A 13,424-nucleotide genomic window follows, 5' to 3' on the forward strand; every position below is an offset into this window, starting at 1 on the left:
GAATATGGCGATGGAAAACTACAATCCGCCGCAGGATCCCTGGCTGGTTATTCTTTACCAGGATGAGCACATTATGGTGGTCAACAAGCCGAGCGGCCTGTTGTCCGTGCCGGGGCGGCTTGCTGAGCACAAAGACAGCGTGATGACGCGCATTCAGCGCGACTTTCCGCAGGCCGAGTCGGTACACCGACTGGATATGGCGACCAGCGGCGTGATTGTGGTGGCCCTGACCAAAGCGGCAGAGCGCGAGCTAAAGCGGCAGTTCCGCGAACGCGAGCCGAAAAAGCAGTACGTCGCCCGCGTCTGGGGGCATCCGGAAAAAGCGGAAGGTCTGGTGGATTTACCGCTGATTTGCGACTGGCCGAACCGGCCAAAGCAGAAGGTGTGTTACGAAACCGGCAAAGCGGCGCAAACCGAGTATGAAGTGCTGGAGTTCGCGGCGGACAACACCGCCCGCGTACGCCTGAAGCCGATTACCGGGCGTTCGCATCAGCTGCGCGTGCATATGCTGGCGCTGGGCCATCCGATTCTCGGCGACCGCTTTTATGCGTCGCCGGAAGCGCTGGCGATGGCGCCGCGTCTGCTACTGCACGCCGAAACGCTGACCATCACCCATCCCGCTTTCGGTAATTCGATGACCTTCCGCGCGCCGATCGACTTCTGATCGCTTATCTCTGTCCCGGGTCGTGCCGCCAGCGGCTCACCCGGGCTATCCGTCGCTCATCATCGCAACGGGAAACAGGCGTTAGTCGCGGGCAAACCACGCATCAATCATCTGCTCGACGCGGGCAACAACCTCCCCGGTATCATGACGGCGGCTGCGGGCGCAGGCATGCGCGGGCTCGTCGCACAGCAGGCAGCGGCGCTGGTTCTCCCCCATAGACTGACGGCCCACCAGGCCATTCTTCGGGCAAATCACATCAATATCCCACAGGCGGCCCAGCGGGTGAGTATGCTCAAGGTCGGTACAGAAGGCTTTGATTTCGCTGGCGGCGTGATCGACGCACCACAGCGCTTCCGGCCCGGTCGGCAGCCACAGCACCTGGCGATCCAGCGTCTGCCAGCGATGTTTCCACAGCATCTGATCGCAGGTCTGCAGCGCCACGCCCATCATATTACGGTAGCGAATGCTGTCTTTCACCGCGCCCGGCGTCACCAGGGTCAGCGAAATCAGCGGCCGTTGATAATGGGCTAACCAGTCGGCCTGGCGAGCCGAACGCTGCTCTTTCGCCGCCAGCAGCGCTTCCATGCTTACGCCCTCACGGGCGAGAGTATCCACTGACATTTGTTTCTCTCCTCACTTAATAAAAGGCAGCGGACAGGCTGCCGTCGCGGTCGCGAATAATGGCGCTGATTGTATCGCTAAACGATCCCTGTTTTGGAGACGGGGCGCAGAAATTTTCTGCGCTATTTAGCACGAAAAAGCAGACTTAGCTGTTATATAAAAGTTAAATCACGCCAGAAAGTGACTGAGGAACAGCAATCCCAGCGATACATTAATCGCGCCGCCGATTCTTGTTGCGATCTGGGCGAACGGCATCAGGTTCATGCGGTTGCCGGAAGTCAGAATCGCCACATCGCCGGTGCCGCCCTGCCCGCTCTGGCAGCAGGAGACAATCGCCACGTCAATCGGGTGCATGCCAATCTTTTTGCCGACCAGGAAGCCGGTCGCCACCAGCGCCGATACGGTGCTGATAATCACCAGCAAATTGGTAAGGGTAAAGGCGTTGACCAGCTCCTGCCACGGCGTGATCGCCACGCCGACGGCAAACAGAATCGGATAGGTCACCGCCGTGCGGAAGAACTTATATACCATCTGCGAGCCCTCCTGCAGACGCGGAGAGACGCCGTTTACCAGCTTAAGCAGCACCGCGAGAAACAGCATTCCCACCGGCGCGGGCAGGCCGATGGTCTTCTGGCCAAGCATACCCAGCATATAGAGCAGCACCGCCAGCAGCGCGCCGGAGGCCAGCGTCGTCACGTCCATTTTGCCCTCGGCGGGCGTTTCGCGGTGCGTCTCGTTGCGGCGGTTCGGCATCAGCTGCCCCTCGCCGGTCAAATGCGGGAAACGCTTGCCCAGCTGGTTTAAACCGCCGGCGATCACAATCGCCGTCAGGCTGCCCAACATCACCATCGGCAGCACGCGACCGAGCGCAACGCCCTGATCCATATGCATCAGCGCGGCGTAGCCAATCGACAGCGGAATCGCCCCCTCGCCGACGCCGCCGGCCATGATTGGCAGGACGATAAAGAAAAACACCTGAAACGGCTCCAGCCCCAGGGCGGTACCCACGCCGACGCCGACCACCATACCGACGATTTCTCCGCACAGCATCGGGAAGAAAATCCGCATAAAGCCCTGAATCAGCGTGGTACGGTTCATGCTCATAATGCTGCCGACGATAATGCAGCAGATATAAAGGTAAAGAATGTTGGTCGACTTATAGAATTTGGTAGTCGACTCCACCACCACATCCGGCAGCAGGCCGTAGTGAACCAGCGCAGAAGGAATAAAGGTCGCGCAGATGGCCGCCGCGCCGAGTTTACCGAGTATCGGCAGGCGCTTACCGAATTCGCCGCAGGCAAAGCCGAAAAAGGCCAGCGTCGCCACCATCACGACGATATCGCTCGGCAGCTTGCCGCCCAGACAGTCCAGCGCGATCAGGCCGCCGGCCAGCAGGAAGAGCGGCAGCGGGATAATACCGACTTTCCAGTTATCGAGGATATGCCACCAACGCTGCTTAAGCGGCGCTTTTGGCGTATTAATAGGGTCGATGGTTGCAGGGAATGCATTGTCTGTGGTGCTCATAATTAAGCCCTCTGGTTATTATTATTTTTCAGGTTAGAGGGCCATGCACAGAGTTAATGTGAGGATCGGCAGATTAAAAACGAAGTTTTAATGGTCACTATGGTTTTTATGGTTTCTATTATTATTGTGAAACCGCTCTGATTTATAGCCGTGGTTTTTAAGGTTTTTAAATCCAGCGCCTGATTAACCTTGATAAATTCCCCGCCAGCGGATAATTGTGGTTCCCTGACGCCCGCGTGGACGTCCACCGGTCACCCTCAGCCACGATGCCGGTAGCGAAAAAATGATACGCTGCCGCATCCCTGATACTGTGCATTATACTTATGAAGGTTTCATTTCAGTTTAAGCTGTTCATTTCGCTGGTCGCTTTTTTCTCAGTGCTGTTCGCGCTCCTGGGAGTCTATTACTATTTCGACGCCAGCCATCAGCTTTATCAGGAAATGAGCGCCCGCGCGAGAATACAGGCGGAAGAAATCGCGCTGATGCCTAATTTACGTCAGCAGGTGACGCGTGAAGATGCGCAGGCGATAAAGCCTTTTATGCAAAATATCGCCGCCCACAGCGACGCCAGCTTTATTGTTATTGGCGACAAGCGGGGCGTGCATCTGTTTCACTCGGTACACCCGGAGTGGGTCGGCACGCGACTGGTTGGCGGCGATAACCAGCCGGTGCTCGAGGGGCAAAGCACGACCACTATCCGTAAAGGGGGGCTCGGTATTTCCCTGCGCAGCAAAGCGCCGATTTTCAATGACGCCGGCCGGGTGGTCGGTATTGTCTCCGTCGGCTATCTCACCAGCTATCTCGACAGCATCACGCTGGAAAAAGTCATCAACATCTTCGTCGCCGCGGTGCTGCTGCTTATCGCACTGTTTATCTTCTCCTGGTACTTCACCCGCAGCATTAAAAAGCAAATTTTCTCGCTGGAGCCGCGCGAAATCGGCCTGCTGGTGCGTCAGCAAAAAGCGATGATGGAGTCGATATACGAAGGGGTGATCGTGATTGACCATCACCGGCGTATCGAAGTGATAAACCACGCCGCCCGCAGCCTGCTCGGACTGAGCCAGCCCGCGCACCAGCTGCGCGGTAAGTCGATCGATAGCGTCATTACCCCGCAGCCGTTTTTCGCCAGCGGTGAGATGCTCGAAAACGATACCCACGATGAGCTATGCCGTTTTAATCAGCTTACCGTGCTCGCCAGCCGGGTGCGTATCATGCTGGAGAATTCGCTCCAGGGCTGGGTGATCACCTTCCGCGACCGCGATGAAATCAACTCGCTGAGCGCCCAGCTCAGCCAGGTGAAACGCTACGTCGATAATCTGCGCATCATGCGCCATGAACAGCTCAATCGGATGACCACCCTGTCCGGCCTGCTGCATATGGGCCACTATGATGAGGCGATTCGCTATATTCAGGCGCAGTCGGAGCATGCCCAGGAGCTACTGGACTTTATCTCATCGCACTTTAATTCGCCGACGCTGTGCGGCCTGCTGCTGGGCAAAGCCGCCCGCGCGCGGGAAAAAGGGGTCGAACTGAGCTTTGACCCGGCCTGCCGCATCGACCGTCCGCTGCCGTCGTTGATGGAGTCCGAGCTTATCTCTATCATCGGTAATCTGCTGGATAACGCCATTGAGGCCACCCAGCGCGCCGAACTGCCGCACGAACCGGTCGAGATCCTGATTCAGCTCAACGCCCGGGAATTAATGATTGAAGTCGCCGATCGCGGCGTCGGTATTCGCCCGGAGATCCGCGAGCATATCTTTGAGCGCGGCGTCACCACCAAAACTCGCGGCGATCACGGTATAGGACTGTATCTTATTGAACGCTATGTCACCCAGGCTGGCGGCACGATTGAAGTGGCCGACAACGCGCCGCGCGGGGCGATTTTCACGCTGTTTATTCCCGCCGACGGGCCAGCCCATCCGCAAGAAGAGAAGCACTATGCATCATGACCTGGTCGATGTTCTGATCGTTGAAGATGAAAGCGAACTGGCGCGGCTGCACGCCGAGCTTATCCAGAAACATCCGCGTATGCGGCTGGCGGGCACGGCGGCTTCTCTCGCCCAGGCGCGGCAGATACTCAACGCCAGGCCGCCGCAGCTGGTGCTGCTGGATAACTACCTGCCGGACGGCAAAGGGGTCACCTTGATGAACGACCCTATTATGGGCCACGCTGGCTGCTCGGTGATCTTTATCACCGCCGCCAGCGATATGGAAACCTGTAGCCAGGCAATTCGCAACGGCGCCTTCGACTACATTCTCAAACCGGTGTCGTGGAAGCGCCTGAGCCAGTCCCTTGAACGGTTCGTACAGTTCTACGACCAGCAGCGCGAATGGAAGATTGTCGACCAGCAGAACGTGGATTCGCTGTATCAGCTGCAGGCTAAAAACTACCGAGCCGATAGCGGCAGTAAAGGTATTGAAGAAAAAACGCTGGCGCTGGTGCAGAGTCTGTTTACCGGTGAAGATGAACGCTGCTTTTCGGTGGATGACGTGGTGAGCGAGGCTGGATTGAGCAAAACCACGGCCCGGCGCTATCTGGAGCACTGCGTGGAAATCGGTTTTCTGCAGGTGGAAATGCTGTACGGCAAGATAGGCCATCCGCGGCGCATGTACCGCCGCGCCGCCAGCGCATCGTGACGCCTCTCCCGTTCGGGAGAGGCCGGTCATTTAGAAGCCGCGCTGCTCTTTAATCAGCTCCCAGGCTTTCTGGATCTCCTGCGCTTTCTGCTTAGCCATCTCCATCATTTCCGGCGGTAGCCCTTTCGCCACCAGCTTATCCGGATGGTGCTCGCTCATCAGCTTACGATAGGCGCGCTTGACGGTGGCGGCATCGTCGGTCGCTTTAACCCCCAGCACATTGCAGGCGTCTTCCAGGGTTGGCCCGCGCTGCGCCTGCTGCCAGCCGGCGTTACCGCCGCGCTGCCCGTAAGATTGCTGCTGCGAACCGCCGCCAAACTGCGCCCCGCCCTGCATCATGCGCAGGAACTGCTCGAACTGAGCGCGGGAGATGCCCAGCTCATCGGCAATCACAAACAGCACGTCGCGTTCGTTGGGATGCAGTTCGCCGTCGGCGAAAGCCGCCTGCAGCTGAATTTCCAGAAACATCCGAATTAAATCAAAACGCCCAAAACAGACGCTGCGCAGCTGGCGCATTTTCTCACGCAGCGGGTAATCATCTGATTTCCCTACCCGAAACGCGTGCTGCGCCGCGGTTCGCGCTTCGCCATGCAGACTCATGCGATCCATCAGCAAATTGGCGACATGAATATCGGCTTCGGTGACGCGTCCTTTCGATTTGGTCAGATGCCCCATCACTTCAAAAGTGGTGGAGAAGAACAGCGACTGACGCTCCTGCTGGTTGGCGAAGACATTCAGCCGGCGACTGCGCGCACGATCAAACATATGCCCGACTAAGAACCCCAGCACCACGCCCCAGAAGCCGCCCCCCATCATCAACGCAACCGCAACGCCAATTATTTTACCCAAATACTGCATAGACTCCCCAATCTCTCTGCCGCCAGTTAAGCTATATCTGACCGCACGTTACAAAGCGTTTACGCCTCGGTCAATTGTGGGACATAGCCTATAATTTGCTTTATCATACTCGTCATTCTACACAGTGCCTAACGCTCGGGAAGTAAACGGGCAGGATTAACACTAGCGCGATTTAGACGAGTACGTTAGGCTCTGACCGTTTGCAAGCCGCTGCCACACGATGACGGAACAACAAATACAACGTATGAAAAAACGTATTCCCAGCCTCCTGGCCACTATGATTGCCAGCGCCTTGTATAGCCAACAGGGCCTCGCTGCCGATCTCGCCACGCAGTGTATGCTTGGCGTACCAAGCTACAATCGTCCTTTGGTTGAAGGGAAACCCAACGACCTGCCGGTGACGATCGATGCCGATCATGCGAAAGGCAACTATCCTGATAACGCCGTATTTACCGGCAACGTTGATATCAATCAGGGGAACAGCCGACTGCAGGCCGATGAAGTTCAGCTTCACCAGCAGCAGGCCGACGGCCAGCCGCAGCCGGTGCGTACGGTTGATGCCCTCGGCAACGTTCACTATGACGACAATCAGGTGATCCTCAAAGGGCCGAAAGCCTGGTCGAATCTGAACACCAAAGATACCAACGTCTGGCAGGGCGATTACCAAATGGTTGGCCGTCAGGGGCGCGGTACCGCTGACCTGATGAAACAGCGCGGCGAAAACCGCTACACCATTTTAGAAAACGGCAGCTTCACCTCGTGTCTGCCCGGCTCTGACACCTGGAGCGTGGTCGGCAGTGAAGTTATCCACGACCGCGAAGAACAGGTCGCTGAGATCTGGAACGCTCGCTTCAAGCTCGGTTCCGTACCGATTTTTTACAGTCCCTACCTGCAGCTGCCGGTGGGCGACAAGCGTCGTTCGGGCTTCCTGATCCCCAACGCCAAATACAGCACCAAAAACGGCGCAGAGTTCTATCTTCCTTACTACTGGAACATCGCTCCGAACTTCGACGCCACGCTGACCCCGCACTATATGAGCAAGCGCGGCGGCGTCATGTGGGAGAACGAATTCCGCTATCTGACCAAAGCAGGAACCGGCTTAATTGAGTTCGACTACCTGCCTTCGGATAAAATTTACCAGGACGATCACTCAGGCGACAGCAATAGCCGCCGCTGGCTGTTCTACTGGAACCATTCGGGCGTCGTAGACCAGGTGTGGCGCTTCAACGCCGACTACACCAAAGTCAGCGACCCGGACTACTTTAACGACTTCAGCTCGAAATACGGTTCCAGTACCGACGGCTACGCCACGCAGAAGCTCAGCGCCGGTTACGCTAATCAGAACTTTGATGCCACCGTATCGACCAAGCAGTTCCAGGTCTTTAACCGCGACTCAAGCAATGCCTATTCCGCCGAGCCGCAGCTGGACGTGAACTACTACCAGAACGATGTCGGCCCGTTTGATACCCATCTTTATGGCCAGGCGGTGCATTTTGTTAACTCGAACAGCAGAATGCCGGAAGCGACACGCGTTCACTTCGAGCCAACTATCAACCTGCCGCTGTCTAACGGTTGGGGAAGCATCAATACCGAGGCAAAACTGCTGGCAACCCATTACCAGCAAAGCAACCTTGATGACTACAACGCGGCCAACGGTACCGATTATAAAGACTCCGTTAACCGCGTGATGCCGCAGTTTAAAGTCGATGGCAAAATGGTTTTCGAGCGCGATATGCAGGAGAACTATACCCAGACGCTTGAACCGCGCATGCAGTACCTGTACATCCCGTATCGCGACCAGAGCAAAATCGGCACCTACGACTCAACGCTGCTGCAATCGGACTACAGCGGCCTGTTCCGCGACCGTTCGTACAGCGGTCTCGATCGCATTGCGTCCGCCAACCAGGTCTCCACCGGCATCACATCTCGCGTTTATGATGCCGCCGCCGTTGAACGTTTTAATATTTCCGTTGGTCAAATCTACTATTTCACCGAGGCGCGTACCGGTGACGACAACATCAACTGGGAGAACAACGACACGCGAGGTTCACTGGTATGGGCTGGCGATACCTACTGGCGCATCACCGACGACTGGGGTTTACGCGGGGGAATTCAGTACGATACGCGTCTGGATAACGTCGCTACCGGCAGCGGAACCGTGGAATACCGTCGCGACGAAAACCGTTTAGTACAACTTAACTATCGTTATGCGAGCCCGGAATACATTCAGGCGACCCTGCCGTCTTATTCCACCGCTAAGCAGTACAAAGATGGTATCTCGCAGGTGGGGATGACCGCCAGCTGGCCAATCGTCGATCGTTGGGCAGTCGTCGGCGCGTATTACTACGACACGAATACCAGAAAGTCAGCGAACCAGATGTTAGGGGTTCAGTATAGCTCCTGCTGCTACGCTATCCGCGTCGGCTATGAACGTAAGATCAACGGCTGGGATAACAGCAGCAGCGAAAGCAAATACGACAACACCTTCGGCTTTAACATTGAGCTGCGCGGCCTGAGCTCCAACTACGGTCTCGGCACCCAGCAGATGCTGCGTTCGAACATTTTACCGTACCAGAGCTCCCTGTGATGTGGCTGGTTTACACGTAATCCGCAATTGCGGTTAATTGAAATGGAAAAAGTATGAAGAACTGGAAAACGCTGCTTCTCGGTATCGCCATGATCGCGAATACCAGTTTCGCTGCCCCACAGGTTGTCGATAAAGTAGCGGCTGTCGTCAATAATGGCGTTGTTCTGGAAAGCGACGTCGATGGCTTGATGCAATCGGTAAAACTTAACGCCGGCCAGGCCGGGCAGCAGCTGCCGGATGACGCCACCCTGCGTCATCAGATCCTTGAGCGTCTGATCATGGACCAGATTGTCCTGCAGATGGGCCAGAAAATGGGCGTGAAGATCTCTGACGATCAGCTCGACCAGGCCATCGCCAACATTGCTAAACAAAACAACATGACCATGGATCAGATGCGCAGCCGTCTGGCCTATGACGGTATCAACTACAGCACCTACCGTAATCAGATTCGTAAAGAGATGCTGATTTCGGAAGTGCGTAACAACGAAGTTCGTCGTCGTATTACCGTTCTGCCCCAGGAAGTTGAAACCCTGGCCAAACAGATTGGCGATCAGAACGACGCCAGCACCGAGCTGAACCTCAGCCACATTCTGATCCCGCTGCCGGAAAACCCAACTTCCGAGCAGGTGGCAGAGGCTCAGGAGCAGGCGAACTCGGTGGTTGAGCAGGCGCGCGGCGGCGCGGACTTCGGCAAGCTGGCTATCACCTACTCTGCCGACCAGCAGGCGCTGAAAGGCGGCCAGATGGGCTGGGGCCGGATTCAGGAACTGCCGGGCATCTTCGCCCAGGCGCTGAGCACCGCGAAAAAAGGCGATATCGTCGGCCCGATACGCTCCGGCGTTGGCTTCCATATCCTGAAAATTAACGATATGCGCGGCGGCAGCCAGAACATCTCCGTGACCGAAGTTCACGCCCGCCATATCCTGCTGAAACCGTCGCCGATCATGAACGACGATCAGGCTCGGGCGAAGCTGGAGCAGATCGCGGCTGACATCAAGAGCGGGAAAACCACCTTTGCCAAAGCGGCGAAAGAGTTCTCTGAAGATCCGGGCTCTGCCAACCAGGGCGGCGATTTAGGTTGGGCGACGCCGGATATCTTCGATCCGGCCTTCCGTGACGCCATTCTGCGCCTCAATAAAGGCCAGACCAGCGCTCCGGTTCACTCCTCCTTCGGCTGGCACCTGATTGAGCTGCTGGATACCCGCAACGTCGACAGAACCGACGCCGCGCAGAAGGATCGCGCTTACCGCATGCTGATGAACCGCAAGTTCTCTGAGGAAGCGGCGACCTGGATGCAGGAACAGCGCGCCAGCGCCTACGTGAAGGTTCTGAGCAACTAATCGCATTAGCCTCATACACAACATCACGCAGGGTGTATCGAGGCGGCTGAGCAAATCGCCCCGGTCTCTGACGGGGGCGACAAAGCGCAGCCAGTAAGAGACCGCCTGAAGGATGAAGTGTATGAATCGAGTTGTTATCACTCCCGGTGAACCTGCCGGGATTGGCCCCGACCTCGTTGTGCAGCTTGCGCAGCGCGACTGGCCGGTAGAGCTGGTGATCTGCGCCGATGGCGCTCTGTTATCCGACCGGGCAAAGCTGCTCGGTCTTCCTTTATCGCTTCTGCCTTACGATCCCACCGCCCCCGCTACGCCACAGCGCGCAGGCACCCTGACGCTTCTCCCCGTCGCGCTTAACGCGCCGGTTGAACCGGGCGTGCTCAACGTCAGCAACGGCCGCTACGTGGTGGACACGCTGGCCCGCGCCTGCGATGGTTGCCTGAACGGCGAATTCGCCGCCCTGATTACCGGGCCGGTGCACAAAGGCATTATTAACGATGCCGGGATCGCGTTTACCGGTCATACCGAGTTCTTTGAAGAGCGCTCGCAGGCCAGTAAAGTGGTGATGATGCTGGCGACTGAAGCGCTGCGCGTGGCGCTGGTGACCACTCACCTGCCGTTAAAAGCAATAAGCGATGCGATTACGCCCGAGCTGCTGCGGGAAATCATCACCATCCTGGATCACGATCTGCGTACCAAATTTGGCATCAGCAACCCGCACGTGCTGGTTTGCGGCCTGAACCCGCACGCCGGCGAAGGCGGCCATATGGGTACGGAAGAGATCGATACCATCATTCCGGTGCTCGAAGAGATGCGCGCGAAGGGCATGAACCTCAGCGGTCCGCTGCCGGCGGATACCCTGTTTCAGCCGAAATATCTCGACCATGCCGATGCGGTGCTCGCGATGTATCACGATCAGGGCCTGCCCGTGCTAAAATACCAGGGCTTTGGCCGCGGCGTGAATATTACGCTCGGTTTACCATTTATTCGCACTTCCGTTGACCACGGCACCGCGCTTGAACTTGCGGGCCAGGGGAAAGCGGAAGTCGGCAGTTTTATCACGGCGCTTAATCTCGCCATTAAAATGATTGTTAATACTCAATGAATAATCGAGTCCATCAGGGCCACTTAGCCCGTAAACGCTTCGGGCAAAACTTTCTCAACGATCAATTTGTGATCGACAGCATTGTCTCGGCCATCAATCCACAAAAAGGTCAGGCGATTGTTGAAATCGGCCCCGGCCTCGCCGCGCTGACCGAACCGGTTGGCGAACGCCTCGACCAGCTCACCGTTATCGAGCTGGACCGCGACCTGGCCGCTCGTCTGCAAACGCATCCGTTCCTCGGACCTAAGCTGACGATTTATCAGCAGGATGCGATGACCATGAACTTTGGCGAGCTGTCGCAGAGCATGGGCCAGCCGCTGCGCGTCTTCGGCAACCTGCCGTACAATATCTCGACCCCGCTGATGTTCCATCTGTTCAGCTATACTGATGCCATTGCCGATATGCACTTTATGCTGCAAAAAGAGGTCGTCAATCGCCTGGTTGCCGGGCCGAACAGTAAGGCGTATGGTCGGTTAAGCGTAATGGCGCAGTACTACTGCCAGATCATCCCGGTGCTTGAAGTGCCGCCGAGCGCCTTTACGCCGCCGCCTAAAGTCGATTCCGCCGTAGTGCGTCTGGTGCCTTACCGCACGCTGCCGCATCCGGTGAAAGAAGTACGCGTACTGAGCCGTATCACGACAGAAGCGTTTAACCAGCGTCGGAAAACGATCCGCAACAGCCTCGGCAACCTGTTCAGCGTTGAGGTTCTGACCGAACTGGGTATCGACCCGGCCAAGCGCGCAGAGAATATTTCCGTGGCGCAGTACTGTCAGCTAGCTAACTGGTTATCTGAGAACGCGCCCACCAAGGAGAGCTAACCATGATTAATTCGCCCCGAGTATGTGTGCAGGTACAAAGCGTCTATATCGAATCGCAATCTTCTCCGGAAGAAGAGCGCTACGTCTTTGCTTATACCGTCACTATTCGCAATCTGGGGCGAACTCAGGTTCAGCTTCTTGGCCGCTACTGGCTTATCACCAACGGCCACGGTCGCGAGACCGAAGTCCAGGGTGAAGGGGTTGTCGGCGAGCAGCCGCATATTCCCGCTGGCGGTGAGTATCAATATACCAGCGGCGCGGTCATTGAAACGCCGCTGGGCACCATGCAGGGGCATTATGAGATGATCGATGTGAACGGCGCGCCGTTCTCCATTGAAGTCCCTGTTTTCCGTCTCGCAGTACCAACCCTCATCCATTAAAACAATGTCTACATACCTTATTGGCGACGTTCACGGTTGCTACGATGAACTGATCGCATTATTAGAGCAGGTGGAGTTTAACCCTGAGGTTGATACGCTGTGGCTCACGGGCGACCTGGTCGCGCGCGGCCCCGGTTCTCTGGAAGTGCTGCGTTTCGTGAAACAGCTTGGCGATAGCGTTCGCATCGTGCTGGGCAATCATGACCTGCACCTGCTGGCGGTCTTTGCGGGCATTAGCCGCAATAAACCCAAAGATCGGTTGAAATCGCTGCTTGAGGCGCCGGACGCCGACGATCTGCTCAACTGGCTGCGTCGTCAGCCGATGATGCAAATCGATGAAGAGAAAAAGCTGGTCATGGCCCACGCCGGGATCACTCCGCAGTGGGATCTGGAAACCGCCAAACAGTGCGCCCGCGATGTGGAAGCCGTGCTCGCCAGCGACTCCTATCCGTTCTTCCTCGACGCGATGTACGGCGACATGCCGAACAACTGGAGCAATGAGCTCAGTGGCCTGGCGCGCCTGCGCTTTATCTCCAACGCCTTTACCCGCATGCGCTACTGCTTCCCGAACGGGCAGCTGGATATGTACGCCAAAGAGGCGCCGGAAAACGCCCCCGCGCCGCTGAAACCGTGGTTTGCCATTCCCGGGCCGGTGGCCAACGAATACAGCATTGCCTTTGGTCATTGGGCTTCACTGGAAGGAAAAGGCACGCCGGAAGGCATTTACGCGCTGGATACCGGCTGCTGCTGGGGCGGCGATCTGACCTGTCTGCGCTGGGAAGATAAAACGTACTTCACCCAGCGATCGAACCGGCAGACAAATCTTGATGAAGACGAGGCGATCGCCTCCTGAAGAGAGTCACCCCGGTGAACGAACGCCACCGGGGGAAACC

General features: G+C 57.0%; 12 protein-coding genes. 9 read left to right on the forward strand and 3 right to left on the reverse strand.

The annotated features are described in order from the left end of the window. Positions 1 to 4: 4 nt before the first annotated feature. Entirely contained in the window at positions 5 to 664 is a 660-nt protein-coding gene (rluA, locus tag ACE3MN_RS22495) for a bifunctional tRNA pseudouridine(32) synthase/23S rRNA pseudouridine(746) synthase RluA (protein ID WP_004872228.1), read from the forward strand. Between the two features lie 81 nt (positions 665 to 745). Here the strand turns inward: rluA and citX are convergent, their stop codons facing one another. Then, positions 746 to 1,285 carry a citrate lyase holo-[acyl-carrier protein] synthase gene (gene citX, locus ACE3MN_RS22500; protein WP_375364170.1) on the reverse strand — a complete coding sequence of 180 codons (540 nt, stop codon included), beginning with the start codon at positions 1,283 to 1,285 and terminating at the stop codon, positions 746 to 748. A gap of 168 nt (positions 1,286 to 1,453) precedes the next feature. Beyond that, positions 1,454 to 2,809 carry a 2-hydroxycarboxylate transporter family protein gene (locus ACE3MN_RS22505; protein WP_004872233.1) on the reverse strand — a complete coding sequence of 452 codons (1,356 nt, stop codon included), beginning with the start codon at positions 2,807 to 2,809 and terminating at the stop codon, positions 1,454 to 1,456. A 323-nt stretch (positions 2,810 to 3,132) separates the two neighbouring features. On the opposite strand from ACE3MN_RS22505, the gene ACE3MN_RS22510 reads away from it, so the two are divergent. After that, a complete protein-coding gene (locus ACE3MN_RS22510) occupies positions 3,133 to 4,758 on the forward strand; it encodes a sensor histidine kinase (RefSeq protein WP_004872236.1) in 1,626 nt (541 codons plus the stop codon). Then, positions 4,748 to 5,446 (forward strand): response regulator, encoded by a 699-nt coding sequence (locus tag ACE3MN_RS22515; RefSeq protein WP_024360293.1) that lies wholly within the window; start codon positions 4,748 to 4,750, stop codon positions 5,444 to 5,446. Before ACE3MN_RS22510 ends, ACE3MN_RS22515 begins: the two co-directional genes overlap by 11 nt. A 30-nt stretch (positions 5,447 to 5,476) precedes the next feature. Here the strand turns inward: ACE3MN_RS22515 and djlA are convergent, their stop codons facing one another. Continuing rightward, positions 5,477 to 6,304 (reverse strand): co-chaperone DjlA, encoded by an 828-nt coding sequence (gene djlA / locus ACE3MN_RS22520; protein WP_024360292.1) that lies wholly within the window; start codon positions 6,302 to 6,304, stop codon positions 5,477 to 5,479. A gap of 244 nt (positions 6,305 to 6,548) precedes the next feature. Here djlA and lptD point away from each other — a divergent pair, with 244 nt between their 5' ends. From lptD to apaH, 6 genes are all read left to right on the forward strand, one after another. Further along, entirely contained in the window at positions 6,549 to 8,891 is a 2,343-nt protein-coding gene (lptD, locus tag ACE3MN_RS22525) for an LPS assembly protein LptD (protein ID WP_024360291.1), read from the forward strand. A 53-nt stretch (positions 8,892 to 8,944) separates the two neighbouring features. Continuing rightward, positions 8,945 to 10,231 (forward strand): peptidylprolyl isomerase SurA, encoded by a 1,287-nt coding sequence (gene surA / locus ACE3MN_RS22530; protein WP_004872241.1) that lies wholly within the window; start codon positions 8,945 to 8,947, stop codon positions 10,229 to 10,231. Positions 10,232 to 10,352: 121 nt separating this feature from the next. Next, on the forward strand, positions 10,353 to 11,333 hold the full coding sequence (gene pdxA / locus ACE3MN_RS22535; RefSeq protein WP_098067388.1) for a 4-hydroxythreonine-4-phosphate dehydrogenase PdxA: 981 nt from the start codon (positions 10,353 to 10,355) through the stop codon (positions 11,331 to 11,333). Beyond that, positions 11,330 to 12,151 carry a 16S rRNA (adenine(1518)-N(6)/adenine(1519)-N(6))-dimethyltransferase RsmA gene (gene rsmA, locus ACE3MN_RS22540; protein ID WP_004098527.1) on the forward strand — a complete coding sequence of 274 codons (822 nt, stop codon included), beginning with the start codon at positions 11,330 to 11,332 and terminating at the stop codon, positions 12,149 to 12,151. Before pdxA ends, rsmA begins: the two co-directional genes overlap by 4 nt. Positions 12,152 to 12,153: 2 nt before the next feature. Beyond that, positions 12,154 to 12,531 (forward strand): Co2+/Mg2+ efflux protein ApaG, encoded by a 378-nt coding sequence (apaG, locus tag ACE3MN_RS22545; RefSeq protein ID WP_004128828.1) that lies wholly within the window; start codon positions 12,154 to 12,156, stop codon positions 12,529 to 12,531. A gap of 4 nt (positions 12,532 to 12,535) precedes the next feature. Beyond that, positions 12,536 to 13,384: a bis(5'-nucleosyl)-tetraphosphatase (symmetrical) ApaH gene (gene apaH, locus ACE3MN_RS22550; protein WP_024360289.1), complete on the forward strand. Its 849-nt coding sequence runs from the start codon at positions 12,536 to 12,538 to the stop codon at positions 13,382 to 13,384. Positions 13,385 to 13,424: the final 40 nt, after the last annotated feature.

It is taken from the genome of Klebsiella grimontii (assembly GCF_042137965.1).
In the GTDB taxonomy this organism is placed as follows: domain Bacteria; phylum Pseudomonadota; class Gammaproteobacteria; order Enterobacterales; family Enterobacteriaceae; genus Klebsiella; species Klebsiella grimontii.

Coding starts and splice junctions, on each gene's coding strand:
- rluA (WP_004872228.1), top strand. CDS start 5: ATGGCGATGGAAAACTACAATCCGCCGCAGGATCCCTGGCTGGTTATT.
- citX (WP_375364170.1), bottom strand. CDS start 1,285: ATGTCAGTGGATACTCTCGCCCGTGAGGGCGTAAGCATGGAAGCGCTG.
- ACE3MN_RS22505 (WP_004872233.1), bottom strand. CDS start 2,809: ATGAGCACCACAGACAATGCATTCCCTGCAACCATCGACCCTATTAAT.
- ACE3MN_RS22510 (WP_004872236.1), top strand. CDS start 3,133: ATGAAGGTTTCATTTCAGTTTAAGCTGTTCATTTCGCTGGTCGCTTTT.
- ACE3MN_RS22515 (WP_024360293.1), top strand. CDS start 4,748: ATGCATCATGACCTGGTCGATGTTCTGATCGTTGAAGATGAAAGCGAA.
- djlA (WP_024360292.1), bottom strand. CDS start 6,304: ATGCAGTATTTGGGTAAAATAATTGGCGTTGCGGTTGCGTTGATGATG.
- lptD (WP_024360291.1), top strand. CDS start 6,549: ATGAAAAAACGTATTCCCAGCCTCCTGGCCACTATGATTGCCAGCGCC.
- surA (WP_004872241.1), top strand. CDS start 8,945: ATGAAGAACTGGAAAACGCTGCTTCTCGGTATCGCCATGATCGCGAAT.
- pdxA (WP_098067388.1), top strand. CDS start 10,353: ATGAATCGAGTTGTTATCACTCCCGGTGAACCTGCCGGGATTGGCCCC.
- rsmA (WP_004098527.1), top strand. CDS start 11,330: ATGAATAATCGAGTCCATCAGGGCCACTTAGCCCGTAAACGCTTCGGG.
- apaG (WP_004128828.1), top strand. CDS start 12,154: ATGATTAATTCGCCCCGAGTATGTGTGCAGGTACAAAGCGTCTATATC.
- apaH (WP_024360289.1), top strand. CDS start 12,536: ATGTCTACATACCTTATTGGCGACGTTCACGGTTGCTACGATGAACTG.